24 protein-coding genes and 1 pseudogene are annotated in these 25751 nt (G+C 48.0%); 15 read left to right on the top strand and 10 right to left on the bottom strand.

The genetic code is table 11. The annotated features are described in order from the left end of the window. Positions 1-229: 229 nt before the first annotated feature. Entirely contained in the window at positions 230-1261 is a 1032-nt protein-coding gene (locus GMA8713_RS21920) for an extracellular solute-binding protein (RefSeq protein ID WP_062714266.1), read from the bottom strand. Positions 1262-1555: 294 nt separating this feature from the next. Between GMA8713_RS21920 and GMA8713_RS21915 the strand changes: the two genes are divergently transcribed. Next, the gene (locus tag GMA8713_RS21915; RefSeq protein ID WP_002538593.1) at positions 1556-1801 is read left to right on the top strand and encodes a hypothetical protein; all 246 of its coding nucleotides are present in this window, start codon (positions 1556-1558) and stop codon (positions 1799-1801) included. A 372-nt stretch (positions 1802-2173) separates the two neighbouring features. Here the strand turns inward: GMA8713_RS21915 and GMA8713_RS21910 are convergent, their stop codons facing one another. The 4 genes from GMA8713_RS21910 to GMA8713_RS21895 form a co-directional block, all read right to left on the bottom strand. Beyond that, a complete protein-coding gene (locus GMA8713_RS21910; RefSeq protein ID WP_062714264.1) occupies positions 2174-3562 on the bottom strand; it encodes a class II fumarate hydratase in 1389 nt (462 codons plus the stop codon). Between the two features lie 17 nt (positions 3563-3579). Then, positions 3580-3960: a hypothetical protein gene (locus GMA8713_RS21905; RefSeq protein ID WP_062714262.1), complete on the bottom strand. Its 381-nt coding sequence runs from the start codon at positions 3958-3960 to the stop codon at positions 3580-3582. Positions 3961-4129: 169 nt separating this feature from the next. Continuing rightward, complete coding sequence (gene trxC, locus GMA8713_RS21900) at positions 4130-4558, bottom strand: thioredoxin TrxC (protein ID WP_062714260.1); 429 nt, start codon at positions 4556-4558, stop codon at positions 4130-4132. Between the two features lie 54 nt (positions 4559-4612). After that, positions 4613-5530 (bottom strand): LysR family transcriptional regulator, encoded by a 918-nt coding sequence (locus GMA8713_RS21895; protein WP_062714258.1) that lies wholly within the window; start codon positions 5528-5530, stop codon positions 4613-4615. Positions 5531-5710: 180 nt separating this feature from the next. Here GMA8713_RS21895 and GMA8713_RS21890 point away from each other — a divergent pair, with 180 nt between their 5' ends. The 6 genes from GMA8713_RS21890 to GMA8713_RS21865 all read left to right on the top strand — a co-directional run bounded on the left by GMA8713_RS21890 (position 5711) and on the right by GMA8713_RS21865 (position 12789). Beyond that, on the top strand, positions 5711-6115 hold the full coding sequence (locus tag GMA8713_RS21890) for a RidA family protein (RefSeq protein ID WP_062714257.1): 405 nt from the start codon (positions 5711-5713) through the stop codon (positions 6113-6115). A gap of 42 nt (positions 6116-6157) precedes the next feature. Beyond that, complete coding sequence (locus GMA8713_RS21885; RefSeq protein ID WP_062714255.1) at positions 6158-7606, top strand: aldehyde dehydrogenase family protein; 1449 nt, start codon at positions 6158-6160, stop codon at positions 7604-7606. Positions 7607-7628: 22 nt separating this feature from the next. Further along, positions 7629-8615, top strand: coding sequence for a membrane dipeptidase (locus tag GMA8713_RS21880; RefSeq protein WP_062714253.1), 987 nt, complete (start codon positions 7629-7631; stop codon positions 8613-8615). Between the two features lie 88 nt (positions 8616-8703). Beyond that, positions 8704-10275 carry a BCCT family transporter gene (locus GMA8713_RS21875; RefSeq protein WP_062714251.1) on the top strand — a complete coding sequence of 524 codons (1572 nt, stop codon included), beginning with the start codon at positions 8704-8706 and terminating at the stop codon, positions 10273-10275. Positions 10276-10372: 97 nt separating this feature from the next. Further along, on the top strand, positions 10373-12079 hold the full coding sequence (locus GMA8713_RS21870; protein ID WP_062714249.1) for a hypothetical protein: 1707 nt from the start codon (positions 10373-10375) through the stop codon (positions 12077-12079). Beyond that, positions 12076-12789, top strand: coding sequence for a DUF3726 domain-containing protein (locus tag GMA8713_RS21865; RefSeq protein ID WP_062714247.1), 714 nt, complete (start codon positions 12076-12078; stop codon positions 12787-12789). Before GMA8713_RS21870 ends, GMA8713_RS21865 begins: the two co-directional genes overlap by 4 nt. A gap of 192 nt (positions 12790-12981) precedes the next feature. On the opposite strand, the gene efpL is transcribed toward GMA8713_RS21865, so the two are convergent. Further along, positions 12982-13557 carry an elongation factor P-like protein EfpL gene (gene efpL, locus GMA8713_RS21860; protein ID WP_062714268.1) on the bottom strand — a complete coding sequence of 192 codons (576 nt, stop codon included), beginning with the start codon at positions 13555-13557 and terminating at the stop codon, positions 12982-12984. Between the two features lie 141 nt (positions 13558-13698). On the opposite strand from efpL, the gene GMA8713_RS21855 reads away from it, so the two are divergent. From GMA8713_RS21855 to GMA8713_RS21835, 6 genes and pseudogenes are all read left to right on the top strand, one after another. Continuing rightward, positions 13699-14232: an NUDIX hydrolase gene (locus GMA8713_RS21855; protein WP_062714246.1), complete on the top strand. Its 534-nt coding sequence runs from the start codon at positions 13699-13701 to the stop codon at positions 14230-14232. 342 nt (positions 14233-14574) lie between these two features. Then, positions 14575-16737: pseudogene (locus GMA8713_RS21850) on the top strand (TonB-dependent receptor plug domain-containing protein). Further along, positions 16722-17303, top strand: a complete 582-nt coding sequence (locus GMA8713_RS21845) for a YfiR family protein (protein ID WP_232314519.1) — start codon at positions 16722-16724, stop codon at positions 17301-17303. The pseudogene GMA8713_RS21850 and the gene GMA8713_RS21845 overlap by 16 nt, the downstream one beginning before the upstream one ends. Beyond that, positions 17293-18708, top strand: coding sequence for a CHASE sensor domain-containing protein (locus tag GMA8713_RS21840; protein WP_232314518.1), 1416 nt, complete (start codon positions 17293-17295; stop codon positions 18706-18708). Before GMA8713_RS21845 ends, GMA8713_RS21840 begins: the two co-directional genes overlap by 11 nt. Before the next feature lie 3 nt (positions 18709-18711). Continuing rightward, complete coding sequence (locus tag GMA8713_RS28245; protein WP_306456067.1) at positions 18712-19224, top strand: GGDEF domain-containing protein; 513 nt, start codon at positions 18712-18714, stop codon at positions 19222-19224. Positions 19225-19309: 85 nt separating this feature from the next. Further along, entirely contained in the window at positions 19310-19933 is a 624-nt protein-coding gene (locus GMA8713_RS21835; RefSeq protein WP_062714243.1) for a LysE family translocator, read from the top strand. Positions 19934-19994: 61 nt separating this feature from the next. Here the strand turns inward: GMA8713_RS21835 and GMA8713_RS21830 are convergent, their stop codons facing one another. Then, positions 19995-20852, bottom strand: a complete 858-nt coding sequence (locus GMA8713_RS21830) for a LysR family transcriptional regulator (protein WP_062714241.1) — start codon at positions 20850-20852, stop codon at positions 19995-19997. Between the two features lie 117 nt (positions 20853-20969). Between GMA8713_RS21830 and GMA8713_RS21825 the strand changes: the two genes are divergently transcribed. After that, positions 20970-21629, top strand: a complete 660-nt coding sequence (locus GMA8713_RS21825) for a glutathione S-transferase family protein (protein WP_062714239.1) — start codon at positions 20970-20972, stop codon at positions 21627-21629. A gap of 9 nt (positions 21630-21638) precedes the next feature. Beyond that, a complete protein-coding gene (locus GMA8713_RS21820) occupies positions 21639-22235 on the top strand; it encodes a glutathione S-transferase family protein (RefSeq protein WP_062714237.1) in 597 nt (198 codons plus the stop codon). A 73-nt stretch (positions 22236-22308) separates the two neighbouring features. Here GMA8713_RS21820 and GMA8713_RS21815 read toward each other — a convergent pair whose 3' ends face one another. From GMA8713_RS21815 to GMA8713_RS21805, 3 genes are all read right to left on the bottom strand, one after another. Next, positions 22309-23763, bottom strand: coding sequence for an aerolysin family beta-barrel pore-forming toxin (locus tag GMA8713_RS21815; protein WP_062714234.1), 1455 nt, complete (start codon positions 23761-23763; stop codon positions 22309-22311). A 158-nt stretch (positions 23764-23921) separates the two neighbouring features. Continuing rightward, complete coding sequence (locus tag GMA8713_RS21810; protein WP_062714232.1) at positions 23922-24386, bottom strand: hypothetical protein; 465 nt, start codon at positions 24384-24386, stop codon at positions 23922-23924. Next, entirely contained in the window at positions 24383-25174 is a 792-nt protein-coding gene (locus tag GMA8713_RS21805) for a winged helix-turn-helix domain-containing protein (protein WP_062714229.1), read from the bottom strand. Before GMA8713_RS21805 ends, GMA8713_RS21810 begins: the two co-directional genes overlap by 4 nt. Positions 25175-25751: the final 577 nt, after the last annotated feature.

The following is a 25751-nucleotide window of genomic DNA, read 5'->3' as shown; positions in this document are numbered from 1 at the left end:
GCCACGAGGTATCGGTGCTATGATGGCCATCACTCAGTCCTTTTGTCGGTATGTTTCGGTTTGGCGATTGATCAGATCGCACAAAGCGGACTGAGTTTCTCTTATCTTTGAGATCTACTATTAGGAACAGCTATTTAGATGACTAGCCCACTTTGCATACTAATATTGAATATACCCATACAATAAGGACCGCTGTAACAGCAGCCCTTAAAGACAGTTTTAAACGGAATTACTCGCCAGTTTTCAAACGCAGGAAGTAGTTCTCATACTTCTCGGTCAGGTTGCCAACGGCATCTTGCCACTCACCACGGTCAATGTCTTCTTGTGGTGGGAACAAGGTTGGGTTGTCTTTGTAGACGGCGTTAGATTTCTCAACCGCAGTCAGGTAACCGGTATCAGCACTGATTTTTTCTGCAATTTCAGGACGCAGAAGGAAGTCGATCATTTTGTGAGCTGCTTCGGTGTTCTTGGCGTTCTTTGGAATTGCCAGGCTATCTACCCAGAAGATACCGCCTTCTTTCGGCCATACCAGTTCAATCGGCAGACCTTCACGTTGTGCTGCAGCAGCTGAGCCGTTCCACAGCATGCCCAGACCTACTTCACCAGACAGGTAAGGGTTCGCCGGGTTGTCTGAGTTAAATACCAGTACGTTTGGCATCAGTTTCTTCAGCTCTTCGTAAGCTTCATCGATTTGTTTTGGATCGGTAGAGTTACCCGAGTAACCCAGCTTACGCAGCGCGATATGGAACACTTCGCGGGTGTCGTCCATCAGCATGATTTGGCCTTCGAGCTCTGGGTTCCACAGATCTGCCCAGCTGTCGAAATCTTCCGGGTTATACATGTCTGTGTTTACTGCCAGACCTGTCATCGCAATCACGTGAGGAATGGAGTAGTCATTGCTTGGATCGAACGGCTTGTCGAGGTAGTTCTTATCCAGCTCGTTGAAGTTGTTCAGCTTCGAATGGTCGATTTTCTGGAGCATACCTTCATCGCGCATTTTTGCTACGAAGTAGGTTGATGGCACCACAAGATCATACCCGTCTGGGTGAGTTTTCATTTTCGCATACAGGGTCTCGTTTGACTCGTACGTTGAGTAGATAACCTTAATGCCAGTTTCGCGGGTAAATTGTTCCAACAGCTCTGTTGAGATGTAAGGACCCCAGTTCGCGAAAATCAGTTGATCATCAGCAGCTTGTGCCGGTGTGGTGAAGATAGCAGCTGCACATGCAGCGCTGGCCAGAATTGCAGACCATTTTTTCATTGTCGGTTTCCACCTCCAAAGGCCCCCTCGATAGGGCGCATTAATACTCCAGGGATACTTCGTCATCCCCGCGTTAACATCTGATTTTACTCAGAGAATCTCGTCGGTTGGGCGGTCAGAAAGACATCCGAGCCCGAAAAAATCGGCGCGATATTACAGCCGAAACCCAGTACTGGCAACTGATTCAGGCGACTGAACGCCACTATTCGCTTAGTGTTGGGACTGTGCCTTGCTTCCACGGCATACAGCATGGAATAATCCGCGCATTGGACTAGCCACAATAACTGTGAATTTATGACTGACAAAATTGATATCATCAGCACCCTCGAAGAACTGGAAACCTTCCTTATCGCGATTGAAAGCGGTGGTCTGGGACTGACAGGTGTAGCGGGTGTTGCGCTGGCAACCAACAATGCTACCGGTCAGCCGTTTCTCGCCGTGCTGGATGATAAACATCAACTGATCCTTGCGCGCGACGTAACGCCTGAAGTGTTTGAAACCGGCAAAGATCTGGTTCGTTACGGGCCGAAAAAGCACTAATTCCTGATTTAGGAAGTTTGCTTTCACTAGGGGCTGTTGAGCTTTGGTGATGATTTTTGCAGCAGTTTGTGGGGATTTTATGCTTTGTTGAGGTGTATTTGCTTAGAATAACTAGGCGGCACACACCTCGCCGCGCCTAAAACGCTTATAGCGAAAACAAAATTTAACCACCAAAAGTCAACAGCCCCTAACAACAAACGCTCTCAATTGAGGGCGTCAGTCAACTCGCCCGAAGGGAGGCCTTCAATGCGCCCACTTCTTCGTTAAATTCCCCGGAAATAGAGCAACTATTCTTCGCGAAATTTGCTTCGAATTGAACGCATTGATGACCTCTGAATTCAAGCATCTTCAGGTCGTTTGGGTATTCTTATTCTATTCTGCTAACCCGCCTTGGGTGAGTTGGGTGGGGTCGAGCAAGCGCGTTAACGTTTCTCTGTCTAAATCTGTCTCTTCTTCCGCGACATCAATGATGGCTCGCCCTTCTTTGTATGCCTTTTTGGCGATCTCTGCCGCTTTCAGGTAGCCAATCACAGGATTGAGCGCCGTCACCAAAATGGGATTCTTCGCTAGCGCAACATCCAGATTTTCTTTCCTGACCGTGAACGTGAAAATGGCCTTGTCTGCGAGTGCACGCGAGCTGTTACTGAGCAGTTCAATACTCTCCAACACATTGTGAGCAATCACTGGAAGCATCACGTTAAGCTGGAAGTTGCCGGACTGACCTGCCACGGTGACGGTGGCATCGTTGCCAATCACCTGCGCTGCTGCCATCGCTGCGGCCTCAGGAATCACAGGGTTCACTTTGCCCGGCATGATGGAAGATCCTGGCTGTAAGCCTTGAAGCTCAATTTCTCCCAGCCCCGCCAGCGGACCGGAGTTCATCCAGCGTAGATCATTGGCAATCTTCATGATGGCGACAGCAGCCGTCTTGAGTTGGCCAGATAAAGCAACCATGGCGTCTTGACTGCTGAGGTTGAAGAAGAAGTTTTCGCTGGCTTCAAACTGCGAGCCTGTCGCTTGTGACAGGTTGTGGGCGAATGCGGAAGCAAAGCGTGGATCTACATTAATACCTGTGCCAACCGCAGTACCACCTTGTGCAAGTGCCTTAACAGTTTTCAGGCTGCGCTCAATACCCTCTTTGGCATGCTCAACTTGGAACTGCCAGCCGCCGAGTTCTTGATCAAAGGTTACTGGCATCGCATCCATCAAGTGGGTGCGCCCTGTTTTGACCACGGCACCGATATCTTCACGCTTCATATGCAGTGTATGGGAGAGGTGCGCCAAAGATGGTAGAAGGTGTTTTTCAATCGTCAAAGCGGCGCTAACTTGAATCGCGGTAGGAATTACGTCATTGCTACTTTGTCCCATGTTTACGTGGTCATTTGGACTAACGACATCGCCAAGCTTGGCGCTGGCGAGCGTCGCAATCACTTCATTGGCGTTCATGTTTGAACTGGTGCCAGAGCCGGTTTGGAACACATCGACAGGAAACTGGTCGAGGTGTTCACCATCAATGATCTCTTGGGCAGCATCAGAGATAGATTCGGCAATATCACCTTGTAGCAAGCCTAGCTGTGCATTGGTGATAGCAGCGGTCTGCTTAATGTATGCCAAGGCCTGAATAAAAGTGGCCGGCATAGTGTGTCGGCTGAACTGGAAGTTGTCCAACGCGCGCTGAGTTTGGGCTTGGTAGAGGGAATCGGCAGGAACGCGGACCTCCCCCATGCTGTCTTTTTCTGTTCTGAATTCTTGGATAGTCATACAGGGTCCTTTTGCCTTTAATCCAGCGGTGCCTGAAGGCGTTGTAATTCGTGTTGAAGTGTGAGGAATCTTTTCTCTCCACCATGTCGACGCTTATAAAAACGTTTAAGTGCAATTAGAGGTTCATGAATCATGTTCAGGCACACGTGGCGGAATTGTTGTGAGCGCTCAGGGTCGCGGATAGCTTCAATCAGTGCGAAGTAAACCTGACGCAGATAAAGCTCGGCGAGTAGCGGGCTCTCGTTTTCTGCACCTAATTCATGGTAAGACGCCAAGGTAACACCTGACTGGATAAAGTGGTAAACCACATCAGGCTCATAACCCCAGACGACATCTGGCTGGTTAAACCTTTCCAACGACTGAAAATACTGTGTGTATAAAAACGTTCTGTCGATCATCAATCAGCCTTGGATTTACTCTATGTAATGATAATTATTATCATTTAACGTTTTTAATAACAACCCCTAGATTTTTGTCGTTATTGAGGGTTTCTAGGGTCTGAGGACCTTCGCGCTAGAAACAGAAAAGGAGCGCGTTAGCGCCCCTCAATACGGATAATGAAATGATTTAGATAGCTTCAGACAACCAGCCGTTAAACTCATTTTGCGGCAGCGCACCGTTGATTTGCTGTGCCATCTTGCCATCCTTGAACACCATAATGGTAGGTATGCTGCGGATGCGGTATTTGGCTGCCAGCGCCTGCTGCTCTTCTGTATTGACTTTGACGAAGATAGCGTCTTCTTGCTTACCTTTTGCAGTGGCTTCAAATACCGGTGCGAATCCCTGACATGGGCCACACCAAGGTGCCCAGAAATCAACCACCACAGACTTACCAGAAGCGAGCAGGGATTCCATGTTGTCATCAGTGCCTTCAATCGGTTTTCCTGTCAGCAGCGAAGACTTACAAATGCCGCAGCTTGGATTCTCATCAACGCGCTCGGCTGGAATACGATTCAGCTTACTACAATGTGGGCAACGCACGGTTAATGTACTCATTTTGAAAACCTTTCCTTTGATTTGCTTAAATGTAGGTTATTCATATCTCGCCTTTTAAGCCATTTCATTTCTCCTATCGTTAGAATTGGTTATTCCTATCGTCGAAAGTCGGGATTTGCACAGTTCGTAAAATTCGTAAGCCTGCGGCGAAAAGTAGCGATCTTTAAGCCGTAAGATACCAATTTGTCTTTCTACATAAGGTGTTGTTAGGGGGAGCCAACAGAGATCCTTTTCATCATCTGGGAAGGCGAGTCTAGGGAGGGTAGTAATGCCTATCCCAAGCTTTAAAACGGAAAACAGGGAAGTGATGTTTTCAACGCTGTAACGCGCATTGGCAGCAAGTACATTGGCATGCGTGGGCTCAAGCAGGGTGCAGGTGCCATTTTTTACAAAAGGAAGCGCCACCAGATCCTGCCATTCAATGTCCCGCAGTTGTTTGGAAAGGGGATGGTCGTTAAGGCAAACCACGCCGAGAGGGTCAGCTAGCAATGGGGTAAACTCAATGCGTTCATCCTGAATATGGAGACAGTTCCCCAGTGCTAAATCTACTTCACCTGCGAGCAACCTTGCTTCTACACCCGCCGCGTTGTCATCAACCAGAGCGACATCCACGTTGGGATGATTTTCTGTGTAGCTTGCCAAAACGGTAGGGATCAACTTGGCGGCAACGGAGGGCACACTTGCAATTCTGACCTGACCTAACTGGCCTGCGGCTGCGGCGCAGAGGTCAGAGTTCAACTCCTCATAGAGTTTCAGGAACTGGTTGATTTTGGGAAGACAAAACTCGCCAAAAGGGGTCAGCTTTGCTTTGTGTCCGGTATCAAACAGTGCCTGCCCTAGTATCTTTTCCAGTTCTTTGACTGAGGTTGACAGGGCCGCCTGCGAGCGATTTGCCTTTGATGCGGCAGCGCGAAATCCCCGTTGTTCTGACACCAGAGAAAAGTGTTTCAACTGCTGCAGTTTGATATCCATACACACCAAATCCTTTCTTGATATACCCAAACAATCTGAACTCACGCATCTTCCGGTTGTTTGGGTATGAATGATAAATAAAACTGAACAATTGAAAAAAATTAACCGTTCGTTTTATCAACAATTGTAAGGCAGACTTTAATCAATTGTTAACAAATTGACAAAGAGAGTCTTAATTCAATGTTGCCCCAAGAAAATCGCCACGTAGAGAAATCCGTGATTAAAACTGACTTGTTTGCCTCAAAAGCTCCGCTTGAGTGGGCGGTTGGGCATAACGGCACGCTCTACACCGCTCAAATCCCTATTGATAAACAAGGTCAGTTGGTGAATGGCGGGATTGAAGCGCAGACCCGTCAAACCATGAATAACCTGATGCACACACTTGAAAGTGCGGGTGTGACTAGCTCTGCGGTACTGCAAGTGTTGATTTATGTGACTGACCGTAACTACCTCCATACTGTTAACAAGGTCTACGCCGAATATTTTAATGCGCCATATCCAAACCGTGCGGCCATGGTTGTGGCGGATTTAGCAAGGGAAGGCATGTTGGTGGAGCTGGTGGTGTATGCCGCGCTTCCTCAATAACGAATGAATTTGAAATAAGAAATAGAGATCAAGGAGTCAACGATGAGCCTGAACAGAGAAAACGCACTCTACATTGGTGGAGAATGGTGTCAGGGAAACCGTACGGTTGCCAACATCAACCCATCTAACATTTCCGAGTCTTTGGGGGACTTTGCGCAAGCCAGCCAAGCTCAGGTTCATCAGGCGATTGCCAGTGCACGTGAAGCGCAGCCAGTTTGGGCGAAAACGCCTCTGGAACAAAAACAGAAAGTGCTGCAAACCATTGGTGATGAGCTGATTGCACGTTGTGATGAATTGGGCCGTTTGCTTTCCAGCGAAGAGGGCAAACCTTTCGCAGAAGGTCGTGGTGAGATTTACCGTGCGGGGCAATTTTTCCAATACTATGCGGCAGAAGTGCTGCGTCAAATGGGTGAAATGGCTGAATCTGTGCGCCCCGGCGTTCAGGTCGAAGTCACCCGCGAAGCGGTGGGCGTGGTTGCGATCATTTCGCCATGGAACTTCCCGACGGCGACCGCCTCTTGGAAAATTGCGCCAGCGCTGGCATTTGGCAACAGCGTAATTTGGAAGCCTGCCAACCTGACACCGGCAAGTGCTGTGGCGCTCGCAGACATCATTCACCGTTCTGGGCTGCCAGCAGGAGCATTTAATCTGGTGCTGGGCTCTGGTTCTGAGGTGGGCGACACCCTGATCCACAGCAGCGAAATTGATGCTGTCAGCTTCACGGGGTCTGTGGATGTGGGCCGAAAAGTAGCAGCAGCGACGGCGCCTAATTTTGTTCGCTGCCAACTTGAAATGGGCAGTAAGAATGCGTTGGTCATTGCCGATGATGCTGATATCAACATCGCGGTAGAAGCGACCATAGCTGGCTCATTTTCAGGGACTGGCCAGAAATGTACGGCGTCCTCCCGTCTTATCGTCCTTGATAGTGTTCATGATGCTTACGTTGAAGCACTTTCCGCTCGTATGCAGCAACTGAAAGTCGGACATGCATTGGAAGACGGCGTATCTATGGGGCCAGTCGTCGATGATCGCCAACTCTCTTCGAACCTTAAGTGGGTGGAAAGAGCCCATGAACTGGGTGCAGAACTGGTGACAGGTGGTGAGCGTTTAACCCTTGAAAACGACGGTTATTACATGGCACCGACCTTGTTCATTAATACCCAAAACGATTGGGATATTAATCAGGAAGAACTGTTTGCACCCATGGCCTGTGTACAGCGAGTTGGCTCTCTGGATGAGGCCATCGACAAAGTGAATGAAACCCGTTTTGGCCTGACTGCGGGGATTGTGACATCCAGCCTTCGCAGCAGTGCCCTCTTTAAACAACAAGCCCAAACCGGTTGTGTGATGGTGAATCTGCCAACAGCAGGCACTGACTATCACGTACCGTTTGGTGGCCGTAAGGAATCCAGCTTTGGTCCGCGCGAGCAGGGCCAGTATGCACGTGACTTCTACACCATCGTGAAAACGGCTTACCAGCGCGCGTACTAATTGATCAGGGTAGGGACAGCTTATGTATCAGGACGAAATCATCATCGATGGACTGCAGTACTGCCTCTGGGACAGAGCGTATTTTGAATCGCTCAAACAAAGTGGTGTCACTGCGGTTCATGTGACCTTGGTGTACCACGAGACTGCGCGTGAAACACTTACCCGTTTTGCCGAGTGGAACTTACACTTCGAGCGAAACAGCGATTTGATCATGCCTGTTATGTCTATGGATGACGTTTTCAAGGCGAAACGTGAAGGCAAAGTGGGGATCTTCTTTGGTGCCCAGAATTGCTCGCCGATCGACGATGAAATCGGCCTGATTGAGGTGATGCGTAAGCTTGGTCTTTTGATCATGCAATTGACCTATAACAACCAGAGCTTGCTGGCGACGGGTTGTTACGAGCAGGAAGACAGCGGTGTCACCCGCTTTGGTAAGCAAGCTATCGCAGAGATGAACCGTGTTGGCATGATCGTGGATATGTCTCATAGTTCTGAACGTTCAACGCTGGAGGCGATTGATCTGTCCTCGCGCCCTATCTGTATAAGCCATGCAAACCCCCAGCATGCGCATCCTGCACTTCGCAATAAGTCGGATGAAGTGATCCGTGCCTTGTGCGAAAGAGGTGGTTTGCTTGGCTTCAGTCTTTACCCTTTCCACCTTCCTGGCGGCAGCGATTGCAGCCTGGAAGACTTTTGCCGAATGGTCGCAGATACCGCTGAAATGGTGGGTGTAGAACACCTTGCTATTGGCAGTGACCTTTGTCAAAACCAGCCACAGAGCGTTCTCGAATGGATGCGAAATGGTAGATGGTCAAAAAGCCTCGATTATGGAGAAGGCTCGGCCTCAAACGCTGGTTGGCCTGCGGCTTTGCCGTGGTTCCCGGAGACCAGCGGATTAAAAAACATTTATCAGGGATTGCGCGAAATTGGATTCAGTGAACAGGAAACGGCAGGGATACTCGGCCGCAACTGGCTCACTTTTTTGAAAGACGGCTTAAGGTCGGAATAAAACATTTCGCGAGGCGGGATAACCCGCTCACAAGGAGCAAGGTTCTTGGACGCTGGTTCAGGAGCTAACGACAACGTGGAGACAGATGATGTCTGAATTACTCAATGCAGAGAAGACAAGCACTGTAAATAAGGAACAAAGTGTCTGGGTGAAACTGGGTCTTGATAATCCGGTTTTTTGGATGAGCGGCGGTTTTCTCACGCTGTTTGTGGTGACAGCGCTTGTTGATAACAAGCTTCTGTCTTCGCTGGTCAATGCTGGCTTCAGTTGGAGTGTGTCCTTCTTTGGCCCTTACTGGCAGTTGCTATTGCTAGCGACGTTTTTGATTGGTCTTGCACTGGCGTTCAGTCCAGGTACCGGGAGGGTGCGCTTAGGTGCGATGGACAAGCCCGAAATGGAAGGTTTCAAATGGCTGGCTATCATTCTTTGTACCCTTTTGGCCGGCGGTGGAGTCTTTTGGGCGGCGGCAGAGCCGATTGCTCACTTCGTTAATCCTCCTCCACTGTATGGCGTGCCAGAAGGCAATATTCAGCGTCAGGCTTTTAATGCATTGGCACAGTCCTTCATGCACTGGGGTTTCCTTGCTTGGGCTATCCTTGGCACCTTGACCACCATTGTGTTGATGCACCTTCACTATGATAAAGGACTACCTCTCAAGCCACGAACTTTGCTTTATCCGGTATTTGGTGAGCGTGCCATGACAGGTATGTTTGGTGCCCTGATTGACGCTTGCTGCATCATTGCGGTTGCTGCGGGAACCATTGGTCCGATTGGTTTTCTTGGCTTGCAAATCAGTTACGCACTGAACGCCTTGTTTGCATTGCCTGACGGATTTACAACCCAATTCATCATCATCCTCTGTGCAATCGCTATCTACACCATCTCAGCATTGAGTGGCGTCAACCGCGGTATCCAGATCCTGAGTCGTTACAACGTGATTCTGGCGGTTGGTCTGATGGCCTATATCCTTTTGGTGGGCCCGACTGATTTCATTATCAATGGTTACCTGCAAGGCGTAGGCACCATGGTCGATAACTTCATCCCTATGGCAACCTTCCGCGGTGACATGGGTTGGCTGAGCTGGTGGACTGTTTTCTTCTGGGGCTGGTTCCTGGGATACGGTCCGATGATGGCCATCTTCATTGCACGTATCTCACGTGGTAGAACGATTCGTCAACTGGTCACCACGATCAGTATTATCGCGCCGCTCATCACCTGCTTCTGGTTCACCATCGTGGGCGGTTCTGGTCTGGCTTTTGAAATGGCGGACCCGGGCTCGGTGAGTAAGGCATTCGAAGGCTTTAACCTTCCTGCTTCACTGCTTGCAATCACTCAGCAACTGCCGTTCCCTATGCTGATGTCGATTCTATTCCTAATCCTCACCACGGTGTTCATTGTCACCACGGGTGACTCCATGACTTACACCATCAGTGTGGTGATCAGCGGCGACCTCAACCCAAATGGTCTGATGCGCACTTTCTGGGGTGTCATTATGGGGGCAACTGCCATCATTCTTATCTCCCTAGGCTCAGGCGGCGTTTCCGCACTCCAATCCTTCATTGTTATCACTGCGGTGCCGGTATCCCTCATCCTGCTGCCATCGCTGTGGAATGGTCCGAAAATCGCTCTTCAAATGGCGAAAGACCAAGGACTGGATTAACCGTCGTGAAATGACAGTTACAAGGCAAATATGGGACAGCGTTAATAAGGCTGTCCCTTAATAATCAACAAATCTAAGCGTTTGTAGGTGCGACGTCATGAATGCGAAAACTGCTATGGAAAGTGTCACTATGCTGCGTGATCCGGCTGTAGTAATGGATCCCTATCGATTGGGTGCCATGCACCAGACCCGTCTTAGCTTCGTGCGTAGTTTGTTGAGAAAGATGGAATCAGAGCAGTGGAAGATTGAATGCGTTCAGTGGGACATTGCGACGGATGGATTCGGAACAGCAGTTTACGAATTGAAGACACCTAACGGGGTTTATCAATTGGTGGTCTTTTCTACAGCGATTGCCGATGAAGAGCGTAACGACCGCGTGATTGCGGAAAAGTGGGATGTGACCATGGCACTGGTCAAAGGCAGGGTCAACCAACGGGAGTTGGATAGATTGCGCCAGAATGTGCCGCTGCAGGAGGCTGGCAGAAACACAACGCAGGTGCTGGTTTTATCCCGCGCCAACAAAAGTGTGCGCGTGTTTGAACATGTGATTGAAGCGCTGGCTTCAGGACATCAACCGAATGCCCAGGAAATTGCCAATGTGGGTTATATCCTCCGCACGACTGCAGTGTATGGTAACGGAAAGTTCGGGATTGCTGATTTTGAAACACTGGATGAAAACCCGGATTTTCGCCTCTCCTTCAGTGCGCAAATGTGTGCTGTCTATATGCTTCGCGAGTTCAGCCTTGATTGGGTTCACTTTCTGGCGAAGCAAAAAGGCGGTGAGTGCGCTATCACGCTGAAACCGGAGTTACAGCGTTATATTGGTGTGGGCAACGCAACGGGTTTGGGTATGGCGCCTTATCTTATTCGCCATCCTCGGGTCGTGGATAACTGGCTAACTCACCGTGAAATGGCTTTGTCTGCTGTTTCACAGCAACCGATCGATGAAGACAGTAAGGTGAGGATATTGTCTTTGTTGAACAAGGCAAGAAAGCACTTGAAAGAAGTTGTGACCATAGACGAGCATCAGCAAGACTTAAACGCTCGGAGCGTGGATGAACTTCCCCGTCTGGAGCAGGACATCGTGATGCTTTCCAGAGACAGGTCATGCTGGAGCGCTGCAGTTTCAGCGGCGGAAAAATACACTTTTGAAACGCAGGAAATTCTGGTTACTTGCCTGCTTGAAGCCTTCCCTGAGGTGGTAGACCCGTTTTGTAATGAAATGAATGCTGATGAGTCCCTGTCACTCACTCCGGGCATTAAAGTTGCAGCCATGCTATCTCTATTGGAAACACGTTATCAATGGGCGCTGAGTATCGATTTCTCGCAACCAGATAGCCAGTATTGGTTCTGGTATCGCTCCCAGGACAAGGAAGAGCCTCGTATGGCAGTGCGTGGTGAGGAACCTGGAGAAGAAAGAGAGCTGAGCCTCGATGTTGGCAGACAGGTATCAAGATTCTATGAATCATTGAAGAAGGCAGACCCGGATATGTCTCTGGCGGAGTTCCTGCTAGAAAACAATGGTTTCAGGATGATTGCGCGCCGTGTGTGGACGCTCGGCAACTGCCCCATGGGCGATATTCAAATGAATGTGCTCGGAAAAAATGTCCTGCCGATGCACTTACTCCGCTGCAAACTATCGATGTTTGGTGCGACCAAATTTGACCCTCGTTCAGACCGTTGGGTGAGAGTCACTTTGTTTCAGGGCGCCCCCACTTACGAGGAGCTTGGCCGTGTTGCAGATACTGACTCTTGGCTTTTTCCCGTCTTGACCTCATCAAATGAGCGAGGGGAGACAGTATGATTCGGGTCTCTCATAACGAGCTGGTAGGGGTATGCGCCAAGGCATTTGATGCGTTAAACCATCCACACGGCGAGTCAGATACCATTGCAGACACTGTTGTCGATCTGGAAATGGCAGGACTGGGGGGCGTTTCCATGTTTGTGGAAGCCTTACCTTCGCTTGATGGCGAGCAGCAGGCGCGCTCTCCGCTTTGTGACATTACTGATGGCAATATCCTCGTGAACCTTCACGGCGGTAGCTTGTTTTGTCACTTGCCCGCGCTGATTGATGTTGCGGTTGAAAGACTGATTTACTTCCCCGAAGTGTCAATGGCAGTTAGGGATTGCCGCAACCGATGGTTGGCTTTTGGTGAACTACTTAAGCTTGCTGGCAAAGGCTTATCGGTACGTGTTTGTTGGCATAGAAGTGACTCGCCAGATGACATTGAATGCATTCTGAATGCGGGATCCCGTTATCCTGATATTTATCTGCAGAAAGATCTGAACCTGGCGGAAAACAGCATGCAGATTGAATTGAGCCTGACGCCTTTTACTGCCTCAAACAATGAAGCTTCGCCAACCATTGCAGGAAGCGTCCAGAGCGCGGCCGTGAATTCGGCATGGGAGCAGGGGATCAGCATTCGCCTGAATGATTGGGAGTTGCTAAAGCACTATGCTTCAAGGTTGCTGGTTGAGGACAGCGATCGCTCTATGCGAGGCGCTGGAGAGTGAAATCGCCCCATAAGTGATTTTCCACAACGGCTCAAAGGCAGTTGCCGCGCTCCATGCTATAGATATCTGAACACCTTATATCCGAAAGTCGCGAGACGATGTTATCCACGCATTGACGTTGAGCGGGCGTATCGCCTAATAAAAAAGCCCCAGCTCGAGGCCGGGGCTTTTTGTTGTGAAGCGTCGCAGAGATTATTTGGACTCTACGCGGTTCATGAATTTGTGTTCCACTGTGTTCACACGGATTTTGTCGCCAGGCGCTACGTATTCTGGCACTTGAACCACCAGGCCTGTGGTCAAAGTCGCTGGCTTGGTACGTGCGCTTGCTGAAGCACCTTTGATAGACGGTGAGGTATCGGTGATCACAAGGTCAACGGCAGAAGGCAGTTCTAACGCTACAGGCTTGCCACTGACAGCCAGAACTTGAATGCCTTTGGTTTCTTCAGTGATGAAAAGCAGTTCTTCTCCGATGTCATCTTGATTGAAGTGATAAGGCGTATAGTCTTCAGAATCCATGAAAACGTACTCGTTGCCATCAACATAAGAAAAATCAGCAGGGTGACGGCTGAAATCCGCCAGGGTAATCATGTCGTCTGCTTTGAAGCTTTCGTCAACTTTCGCGCCGGTTGCTACATCATAAAGACGCATACGGAAAAGGCTATTGCCCGCGCGGCCGCTTGGGGTCAGCTTAGTAATATCTTTCACTGCCAGTACTTTACCGTTGTGTTCTATAACGGCGTTCTTTTTAATCTCACTTGCCTTTGGCATGGTCACTATTCCAGTTGAATTACTGGTGCGAAAAATATCACGAATCTTAATTTTGGCAAGGGAGTGCATGTATCATTGATGCAGAAATATGCGCGCTATGATTTTCTCTTATGAAACGTCCTTGAACAGAAAAGTAGAACAATGATTAAACAGCTCGATACCAAAGTGGTTTACCAGAATAAATGGATGACCGTTCGTGAAGATAAAATTCTCCGCCCAAGCGGTGCGGAAGGTATTTATGGGGTAGTGGATAAACCTGATTGTGCGGTGATCATGGCGATTGATAACGGGCTAATCCACTTGGTTCAGCAGTACCGCTATACCGTCCAAGCGCGCTGCTGGGAATTGCCACAGGGGGCTTGGGAGTTGCGTCCAGAAGCTGATCACTTAGAACTGGCGAAAGGCGAGCTTCGTGAAGAGACGGGAATGGATGCCAAAGAAATGGTGTATGTCGGTGCGCAATATATTGCTTACGGGTTTCTGAACCAAACCTGCCATATCTATCTGGCGAGTCAGTTAACCAATGTTGGGAAGTCGCTTGACGAGGAAGAAGAAGATCTGATTTCTGACTCATTCCCCATAGAAGAGTTTGAGCGCATGATGATAGATGGAGAGATAAAAGATAGTGTTACTGTTGCTGCATATGGCCTAGCTAAATTGAAAAATTTGGTGTGATAGCCTGTTTGTGAATAGAGAATAAAATTTAATATTAAATTTTTGATATATAGACATTTTATTTCTCATTTTAGTGACGAATAAATGACGCGCTCGTTGATGGCTGTGTCATTTTTCTGACTTATAATGAGATATGCCTCTGAGTGCGTTAAAAACCCTACTTTTACCATCCAAATAGCTATTTTCTCCCGTCTGTCGCACGTATAATGCGATTAAAAGTACACTGTAATTCAACGTACGAAAACCACCGCTTTTTGAACCCAAAAAATCACGGATGGCATGTCGCCCGACGGATGCAGTTTTACGGTGTTGAGGCGATAACGATTTTCTGGAATATGCGAAATGCTTAAAGTCCGCCGAGCCGCGATGGCTGCTTATTTATGCCTACCTATATCATTGCCTTCTCTGGCCAATGTCGACCTCGACGCATTGCTGGACATGCCATTAGAGTCACTTTCTGATACCAAAGTGGTATCGGCAACCCGCACTTCACTCAGTCTGGCTGATATTCCAGCGGCTGTTCATGTGATCACATCGAAAGAGATCAAGCGCTCTGGCGCGAGATCTATCGCTGATGTGCTGGCGCTGTCACCGGGTTTACACGTTGCCAAGTATTCGAACTATGACTGGGGTATTGCTGCCCGAACTACGAATGAAGCGCTCAGTAATACTATGTTAGTGATGGTTGACGGCCGAAGTGTGTTTAATGGCATGTTTTCCGGTGTGGACTGGGACTTGATTCCAGTAAGCCTCAAAAATGTCGATCGCATTGAAGTGGTACTGGGACCTGTTGGTACTATCTGGGGCGGGAATGCCGCGAATGCCGTGATTAACATCATCACGCTGGATGCAGAAGATGCGCCAAGAAGTCATGTGTCTGCTTCGGTAGGTAATTATCACTATCAGGAGTATCAGGTCCGTCATGGCGGAGAGATTTCAGGCAACTTCTTCCTAAGTGGCTACACAGAGTATGTTCAGCACATGCCTTGGACGAGCAAACAAGATGAATTGCAGAACCTACAGGATTTTCGGGTATACACCGAGCGATTCGGTATGCGTGGCGACTACCAGAATCTGGATCACACAATTTCCTTCCAAGTCGGTGGCATCCGTTCCCGAGAAGATTATCAATGGCTAACGTACCAACCACATTTCATGTATCCCGGTCAGGATATGGAAGATTATGTAGCGTTTGATGCCGAAATGGTCGCTGAGGAATACTTCGCAGGCATTAAATATCTCCGGGAGTTGAGCCTCGATACTCAATGGGAACAGCAATTCTGGCTCACATACAGTAGCAGTGATAGCAGCGACCGAAATGCGTACTTCACCCGCTTTGATTCAGAAACTACCTACACCGACAGTAGCGTGCTTGGTGGCCACGTTATGGTGGGACTCAACTACCGACTGGTTGAAGAGTATTTCCGACCTTATAGTGACTCTGAGCGCCTTACTCAACCTTATCTAAGGGTGACTGATGAGCCTGGTTTCACTAACCACAGCGTTGCGCTTTATCTCAACTACACGTACCCGCTAACGGACACTACCCAATTGATGGTGGGGAACCGTTGGCAGTATTTCAATCTGGTCGAAGATACTTTGGCTCAGCCACAAATTCGCTTAATGCAGGATCTCAGTGAGAACCAGCGTCTTTGGTTAGGCTGGGGACGTGCGGTTATCACACCAGCGCGCCAAGCTAGGACCATGGATTTCCAACAAAATGATTACGTGAGCGATGTGTCCTTCTGTGAGGCAGGGAACTCAACCAATTGTTTTCCATACAACTTTGATTACATGCAGCTCTTTGTGAATCAGGGTAATGAAAATATGCCTGTTCCTGAAGTAGAAACGTTTGAGGTTGGTTATAGGCTGTGGGCAGACAAGTTGCTCCAATTTGACGCCAACCTTTTCCTTAGTGAAGAGTCAGATATTCCAGCTTGGCAATTGGAAAGTGCAGAACGCAGTTATATCTGAGAGAACTCTTCTCCGGGCACAGTTGGCACCATCATCGATGTATACAAGTATCGACAGATTGCTCCTTTGAGTGCGCGAACTCATGGGGGTGAGTTAAGCGTGAAATGGCAGCCTTCAGGCGATTTTCAGGTTAATGCCAGTTACTCATACCGAAAGATAAAAGCGGGTTGCCACGGCGATGTATGCAGAAATAGTGAGTCGCCAATGCGTGCTTATGAAAACGAACCTGTACATCTAGCAAACGCGCAAATTATGTGGGATATCACGCCGAGTCTTTGGGTCAGCAACGTTCTGCATTATGTGTCAGCTTCCAAACCAGATGAACGGGTGGGAAGTGAGGCCGAATTTGGCTGGCCGGAAGTTCTGACTTGGGATTTCATTGCTGGCTGGCAACCTGCAAAGGATTACCCCGAGTTTGTTCTCTCGATTGAAAACCTCCTCAACGATCAAATAAATGAATATCCTGCTAGCCATGGTGGTTTTGATAATGCCACCCAGTACTGGCTTGAAATAGATTGGCAACTTCCATGATAAGTCCATTAATTCATCACTTCTATCGCAGTGACAAAGCCAGAGCAACCTTGCTCTGGCTTTCGGCTTTGATCGTCTTTGCGATCAGCACCGGTACGCGTGCCAGTGATATCCGTGATGACGATTTAAAGGCTGTTTATCTATTCCGGTTTGCGATGTTGGTGGATTGGAAGTCGTCACATGACCCTTCATCTCAATACCAATTTTGTGTCGATGCTGAGAACGATGTCAGCAGAAAGCTGAAAGAAATTATCGAGAAGAAACCTCAGGCAATATTCCATCAAATCCAGCGTGGGGAAGTTTCGGTGCCGGCATGCCATATTATTTACAGCAACACTGACGAAACCGATAAAGTATCTGCGTTAAAAGCAACGTTTCCCAATGCGCTTTTGGTTGGGGAAGGTCGGCGTTTTACCAGAGCAGGCGGCATGGTGGCGTTTGTCAGAGTGAACAACAGGATAAAGCCGCTTATCAATAGAAAAAATCTTGCGGGAGCGCCATTTTCCCTGCGCTCGCAATTGCTATCAATTGCAGTGATGGAAGGGAGGACAAGGCATGATTCTTAGCTGGCTGAACAACCTCCCCCTGAGAGTTAAACTGGTACTACCAACCTGGTTGTTGATGACTTCTGGCGTTGTATTACTTGGCTTTGCGATAGAAAATATCGCTGAAGACAAAATGGAAAAGAGCCTCATCGGTCGTACCGAAATACTAACCAATGCCGCGGCGGTTAACTTGACTGCGGCGCTGGCATTTGATGACCAGCGCACGGCTTTGGAGCAACTGGAAGCATTGCGTGTAGATCCAGAACTTATTGGCGCGTGGGTTCGCACGTCAAACCGCACTCTATTCGCTTCGGTGATGGACCTACCGCTAGACTGCCGCTTCACAGAGGCATCCATTGTTTGTAGCGACACCAATTACGAGCGGGTGAAAAAGCCGATTGTGTTGGGGGAGGAAATCCTCGGCTTCATTGAAGTGTACGTTTCTCGCGAAGCGATAGAAAGAGAACGCCATTTTCTAGTGGGCTATTTGGTTGTCGGCACGACATTGCTTTCATTGTTGGCGTTGATGTTTGCTCAAATGCTTCATCGTCTTGTCTCACATCCACTCTCTTCACTCCATCAGTCTATGTCTTCCATGTTAAGGCTTGGTGTTTTCGGGCGTGCCATTCCTGTTAAACATCACGACGAACTGGGGAAACTGACAGCATGCTTTAATGACTTGGTTTCAAATCTTTCAGAGCGTGATTACCAGCTCAAGCAAACCCTTAACCAACTGGAAAACAAGAGTCAGTATATTGGTGAAGTGCTCGATACTATGGAGCATGGCGTGATGGTTATTGCACCAGGGGATGTGGTGACGTATTTCAACCCAGCGGCAGAATATATTCTGCGCCGGGTAAGCTGCTCACCAAGGAATTTGACAAAGCTATTAAAAACCTTTGAGCCTGTGTCCCGCGTACAGGCAATTTCACGTGCTATCGACTTGCACCAGCCGATGAAAGGGATCGAGTTGACTCATAGCGCAACGGGCAAAGTGTTTAAGGTAAGTACTCAGCCAATGGGTACTGCGCGGCATTCTTTGGTGCAGTTTGAAGACGTGACTGAACAACGTGAGGCGGAGCAACGCCGTAAACTCGCGGAGCTAATTTTTGATAAAAGTCAGGATGCCACTTTAGTGATGTCCCGCGATTTGACGATCAAGACGCAGAATGCGGCGTGTATTCAGACATTTGGTGTACACCACTCTTGGCGCACTTTGTCGACAGATAGCTCTTACAAAATGACCTTTTCCGAGCTGAAAACACTGTTATCGACAGGTACTATGGAATGGCACCGTATTCTATTCGGTCATGGAGGCATTGAAATACCTTGTCAGGTTGTTGCTCGAACCCTCACAAACCACTGGGGTTGCGTGGAAGGATTTGTTGTTACCATTGTCGATTTGTCAGCAGAAATGGAAATCTAACGCCTGAACTACATCGCGAATCATGATGCGCTTACTGGGCTGGCAAACCGTGCTCACGCGCTGGATAAACTCAGTCAGGATCACGACAGAGAGTGTGATATGCACGTGCTGTTTATCGATTTGGATGGTTTTAAAGCGGTGAACGATCAGTTCGGTCACCAAGTCGGGGATGAGTTACTAAAAGTGGTGGCTGAGCGTTTGAAGTCGTCGGTTTCGCGGCGCGACTTCGTGTCCCGATTATCCGGTGACGAGTTCCTGATTGCACTTTATGGCAACGCGCCAGTCGATAAGATTGCGAGTCGACTTCTGAGAAAACTTAGCGATGAAATCGTGATTAACAACTATAAACCAAGAGTGAGTGCGAGTATTGGTGTTCGCTACTGGGCGGCGAAAGATGCTTCATCTTTGGCACAAGTTATCGAGCAGGCAGATAAAGCCATGTATGACGCCAAAGCAAACGGTAAGAATAGATATTCTTTAGCCGAGAACCTTGCTGCGTTGATGGAAGAAGTATGAAAACTCAGTCAAAACTCAAACAGAGTACCATGCTGGCTTTTGCTAGTGTCGTTCATATGGTGAAAAGCATTGTGAGGAACGACAGATGACGCTGGAAGGGGCGATGACATTCAGCATTGCTATATTCGTTTTTGCCATTACTCCAGGCCCGGGTATTTTCGCTATACTGGCTCGAGCTATGGTGACAGGCTGGCGAGATTGTGTGGCGATTTCTGCGGGTATGGTAGCGAGTGATCTGATATACCTGGCGTTGGCATGTTTTGGTCTGGCAACTATTGCAGAAAATTACGCAGGATTGTTTACCGTGGTCCGCTATGTGGGTGCAGCTTACCTGATTTATTTGGGCTACAAGATGTTCAGAGCTTTGCCGCAGGTCGCGCAGCTATCTGAAGAAACAGTAAAGAAATCTTCCGGTGCAGCCGCTGATTTTACCCAAGGCTTCTTAATTTCAGCTTCAAATCCTAAGGTCATTCTGTTTTATATCGCGTTTTTGCCAACCTTTATGGATGTGACGCTTCTTAGCATGGGTGATGTGGTGCTGGCGAATGTGCTGGCAGGTTTTGCCTTGATGAGTGGTGTCATGATGGTCGCTGTGGGCGCAGATCGCGCAGCAAAGCTTCTTAAAACGGAAAAAGCGGTGAAGCGAATGAACCGCGGCGCCGGTTCTCTTATGATTGGCGCTGGTGCCTATCTGGCTATCAGTCGTTAGGCGTAACCATCAGAACAAAGAAGTAGCCATTCGGCTGCTTCTTTGTTCCAGACAATAATCATCAAGCGATTTTGACTTGTCCTGCCGTGAACTGATGTGAAATGGAAGAAATTACCGACGTCGTGATCATTGGATGTGAATGTGTCGCTGAGACCATCACAATATCGATTGCGGGAAGCGGTGGTAGTTTGGCGCTCTGAATCACCGTCAGATCCGGTGGTGCACTGCCAGAGGCCATGGCGGAAATTGCTTGCCGGGTTCGAACCAATCCGACCAGAGTCGACGCACTGGTGGTGAAAGCCACCAAATCGACATCAATGCCAAACTTGCCAAGTCCATCGAGCGCCGTTGTATGGAATTTACAGCTTTTATCAAACAGCGCTAAAGGCAGGGGGCGACGTTCTATCAGAGATGTGTCGTCACCACATATCCAGACTCCTTTGTCATGTTTCAACAGCCATCCTTCGTCTGAATCCGGTGCTCGGGTCACAATGGCTAAATCCAAATCACCGCTGTCCAGTCGTTGGCGTAACAGAACGCTCGATGCGCAAAGCACATCAAAAGTGACATTACCAAGTTGGTGACGAAATGCCTCCAGAAGCTGAGGCAGCAGCGATTCCGCATAGTCATCCGGACAACCAATACGGATTGGACGTGTGTTATCTTCACGCCTGAAAGCATCTAGCGCTTCATCGTGTGAGGCAACCAGCCTGCGGGCGTGACTGACCAAACGCTGACCGGCGAGGCTGACGGTAAGTGGGCGTTTCTCTCTGTCAAACAACGGGTTGCCCAGTTCTTCTTCCAGCTTTTTAATCTGCATGCTGATGGCAGATTGTGTACGGTGAATCTGCGAGGCAGCCCGGGTAAAACTTCCTGTGTCCACGATGGCTAAAAAGCTTCGCAGTGAATCGATATCCATTCCCGAACTGTCCTTACATCATGAAATCGAATAATAAGTATCAAAACTATACGTTAGAAACCTTTTCTGCTTATGAGCATACTCGTTCACATCAACAAAAAGCAAAAGGAAAGCCTGATGAAACTGATAATCGCCAATAAAAATTACTCGACTTGGTCACTCCGCGGCTGGCTGGTTCTCCGAAGCTTTGATATTGATTTTGAAGAAGTTGACCTCGAATTATTCACGGATGCTTTCTACGCCGAGATTGACAAACACTCCGGTGCGGGAAAGGTGCCAGTATTGGTGGATGGCGATGTTGCTGTCTGGGACTCTCTGGCCATTTGTGAGTACGTCAACGAGCAATATCTCAACGGAAAGGGTTGGCCTGAAGACGTCGCCCAGCGTGCCAAGGCGCGTGCGCTATCTGCTGAAATGCACTCCGGGTTCACGGCACTTCGCGGAGAGATGCCAATGAATATCCGTTCGCACCGCAATGTCTCACCTTCAGAAGCATGCTTAAAGGACATCGCGCGCATAGATGCCATATGGACTGAGCAAATGGCACAGTTTGGTGATAAAGGTGGCTGGTTGTTTGGTGGCTTCTCGATTGCGGATGTGATGTATGCGCCTGTCGCGTTGCGTTTTCTAACTTACGGCGTTTCTGTGTCTGCCGACGCCCAGCGCTACATGAATAAAGTGTTGGATGATGCTGCCATGAAGCAATGGATTGAGGAATCCAAACTGAACACCGTTGTTGTGCCGCAAGGAGAAGCGGGCGAAGAGATCACGGGCTAGGAGAAAGGAATGCTTGTTTACGGAGATATGAAGTCCGGAAATTGCCTGAAAGTAAAACTGATACTTTCGTTTCTGGATATTGAGCACGATTGGCAACATGTTGATATCTTGAAAGGCGAGACAAAAATGGCCGAATTTCTGGCGGTGAACCCAAATGGGAAGATACCCGTAGTGGTTTTGGATGATGGACGTGTGTTGTCTGAATCAAACGCTATTCTGGGCTACTTTGCAGAAGGTACCTCTTATCTGCCGACAGATAACTTCTTAAAAGCCAAAGTCTACGAATGGCTTTTCTTTGAACAATTCTCGCACGAACCGTTTATTGCTGTTGCACGATTCATTCAGAAATATCAGGGAATGCCAAAAGAGCGAGTTGACGAATACCACTCTTTACTGTCTGGTGGACACAAAGCGCTGAAATTGATGGAGCGGCAACTAGGAAAATCGGCTTTCCTCGTTGGCGATACCATGACCATCGCAGATATCTCGCTTTATGCTTACACGCACGTGGCGCATGAAGGCGGGTTCAGTCTGGAAAACTACCCAAACATCGCACGGTGGATAGATACCATTGCGAACACTGAGCGCTATGTAGGTATGTCCTGAGTGAGTCGTAGAAACCTCTGAGTACAAAACCGCCGCTAATGCAGCGGTTTTGTTATACCAATATCAAAGACAGTTATTTAACACTGAGCTCAACATCTCCAAAACCGAGTGAACGCAATTCATCAGTATCCAGATTGGTTTCCAGCTCAACGTCTCCCTTTCGTAAGATGTTGTTCGCGCTGGAGCGGTGAGAATCTGAGATCGGCCTTGCCTTACCAATTTCAACGGTACCGGCAAACTGGGATTCAGCATTGAAATGACCGGAAACAACCGCTTCAAAAGGACGAAGGCTCTCACTGGTAAGGTTTTGCATTGTCGGCAAACCATATTCCTGAATAGCCCAACTCCAATCCCACCATTGTGAAGCTCCTGGAATATGGCGAATATTCCATTGGTGGCGAATATCCGCTGACGGGTTGCTGGCTCTTCCCATCGTAAAAGTATGCTTATGGTTCGGGCGGTTGGTTGGGTGTGTATTCCATGCATTACCCCCCCAGCGTAAGAAGCCATCAAACTCGACATCGTAGCTGACATCAGCACTGAATCTGTATGGGTAAGAAATAGTGGAACGGTAAAGCTCTACGCGTATTGGAATTTCTGAATTAGCGGGTACCATAGGGCGTGTCTGAAGCGTCACTGTTTCAGAGGATGCCCCTCCGTTGGTGTTTGCCCAACTCTGATTAGCGCCCAGCTTGATGGCAACTTCTGTTTTGCCGACCAGTGGCCACTCAAACTCGTTTTTGGTTTCTACAGCCTGCGAGAAGCCGTACGTGTCGGTTTTTGACCAATTAGTTGATTGATCCACTTTGAGTTCAACGACCATCTGTTGTGGGATGTCACTTCTGTTTCTCGCGGTGGTCTCTATGGATGTAATAAGTTGCTTATCCGACTCTGTAACCTCACCATGCCAGAAATCATCGCTGTTCAGGGTGTAGTTAAAGTTACTGACGCGGATAGCCGTTTTCTCGTCACACCGATACCCTGTACATGAACCTCGGTTATTACCTTGTATCACCCATTCGTCGCCATCCTTCCGGACAGACATGTCACGACCAACATAATCACTACTATTCCCGCCGACCCAAGCATATCCTAGATAGTCAGCAAGGTAACTGAGAGGGCGGATAAACTTGCTCTCATCGGACACCAGACTGTACTCAACATCGAATTCTTCCCCTTCTGGCAAAGTATATTTGGCAAGAGTAGGAATTTCAGTGTTTCCAGTGCTGTTTGGGTGGCACCAAGTACTATAATTGGGTATATCCTGCTTAATCCTTCCTTCATGTCCAGTTCCCATGATGACCCAGTTATCTTTCAGACCGGTAATTTGCCACTGACCCATTTTCGAAAGCAAATAGTCGCGATGCAGCGTGGCTTCACTTCGTGTGATGGGACGATAGCCGGAGCGACAAACGTCGTCTCCTCCGGTATCAACGACAAGCTGATCGGGAAAAATCTTTGCAAAGCTGGGTGTAGAAAACGCTGAAAGTAGAGACAGGGTGATCAGCGATAGGGTGACTCTAGGCATGGCTTTTTCTCCATTGTTTTTAGATGTTGTGTTTGTGTTTTTTAGATAACACAGGGTCAGCATGGCACTGCATATTGGAGGTGCTAACTGAAAAACAATGAAAATTAATCACCAATAAAATCAATACACTACACTCTATTTTCAAGCTTATTCTTGCTTCAAAGGCGTGTGATAAGCTGGGTATGACCAGACATCTCATCCTTGATCAATAAGAAATCGGGATCTTCGTAAATAACATCTAGTTTTGCCAGACGACTTCCTTGCTCTAAAAACAGGTAGGGTGTGGCATGAAATAAGTCGGTGGCAATACCTAGGTTGTTGACATAGACCAACTCAACGTCGCACTTAAGCAGGAAGCTGGAGTCGAGTGTTGATGCCAAATGCCCAGTGAGCTTCACCAAACTGGTTTGCTTTGCGGTGCTATCTTCTATGGTCGCAACATGGATAACAGAGCGGCCATCAATGGCAGCCTGCCCTTTTGCAATGGTCGTACTCCGGTCGGGATGAACCTTTACCAGAAGATGCTCATAGTGACCTGACATTAAATGTTGCTGCCAGGGCAGTGCCAGCACACCTGTAAGTACACTGATGTTGAGAAAAAGAAAAGCAATGGTGGCTTTCATTTTCGTTCCTCCACAAATTGTGTTATTTGGGCAGAGACAACAGGAAACTGGCCTGAACGATAAGTGAGATTAACAGCGTCTTGTGTTTGGCGATGGAACCAAGCAAGTTCGTTTTCTCCGTCTCCAATCCCGACAAAAACGACGCAGTCGCACTGGTTTGAAGCAAGTAAACGCCTAAGAGGTAGCGAGAGTTTTACCGATGGAGATTTGATGAGTATCAATTCACCAACTCGCTGTTGAGTTAGCGCCAAATGCGCTGCGTGAGGCGGCCAGGGTGCGAGATCCAGTTTGATAGAGAGAATCGCGAGTGTGGCAAATATAAGTATGACTGAAAGTGTATTCAATATGATTCTGATATAGGGAGGACAGGTTGGGGAAAGGTCGCTGCAATTCGAGGTATCTTGTTGTTCTGTGGATTCAGTATCCAATTTCTCGTGTGGATTGGGTGTTTCCGTTGAGAGGGGATTCTCAACGACATCTTCTAATGAAATTTCAACGCATTTTACTCTGCCGGGTAATGCACGGTACCCCACTCTGGGGGCTGTGATGATTGGGCTTTCTTTAACACCTAGCTTTAAAAATGCCTGTCGCAATGCGCTAATGGATTTAGCTAGTGAGGTATCTCCTACGCAGATGTTCCCCCAAGCATGGGTGATAATTTCTTGTTTCTCTATCACATCGGGCGCACGCTGCACCAGTAATTCAAGAATCAGTCCTTCTCGGTGACCAATACCCACATTTCGCGTATCAGTAAATATCCGGTTTTTTACTGGGTCAAACTTTATCATTTGCATTCCTGGTTGCATTGTTTTTTTGACAAATCTGTAAAAAATTAAAACGTCATAAAGGTTATCTATATTGTATTTTTGTGAATTTTAAAGTGAGACATTTCCCGTTTAAAATGCTTATTTTTCCATATCTAAATATCATTATTAACCAATATGTAAATAGTGAATTTTGACTTATTTTCTCCTCTTGCTTACATGAGGCTTTAGCATCAGGAGTGCATCATTCTTCCTTTTAAAATCAAAATTTTGAGTGAAATCGATTACAGAGCAAGGAATGATGCTCGCTAATGTGCATATTGTTTAATAATAGATAGTATCTATGAGTAAATACTAATTCGACAAGTTGGATTAGTATCTCCTTTTATTTTATTGTCAGTAAATTGTTATTTTTAGGTCATTACCAATCTTCTTATTTTATCAATGTCATTATATTTTCAACTGCATGTTAGTCTAAATAGCTGTTCCTAATAGTAGATCTCAAAGGTAAGAGAAACTCAGTCCAGTTTGCGCGATCTGATCTATCGCCAAACAGAGAAAACCCACAAAAAGGACTGAGTAATGGCCATCATAGCACCGA

Source organism: Grimontia marina (assembly GCF_900060185.1).
GTDB classification, from domain to species: Bacteria; Pseudomonadota; Gammaproteobacteria; order Enterobacterales; family Vibrionaceae; genus Enterovibrio; species Enterovibrio marinus.
This window is presented reverse-complemented; position numbering and strand designations above follow the sequence as displayed.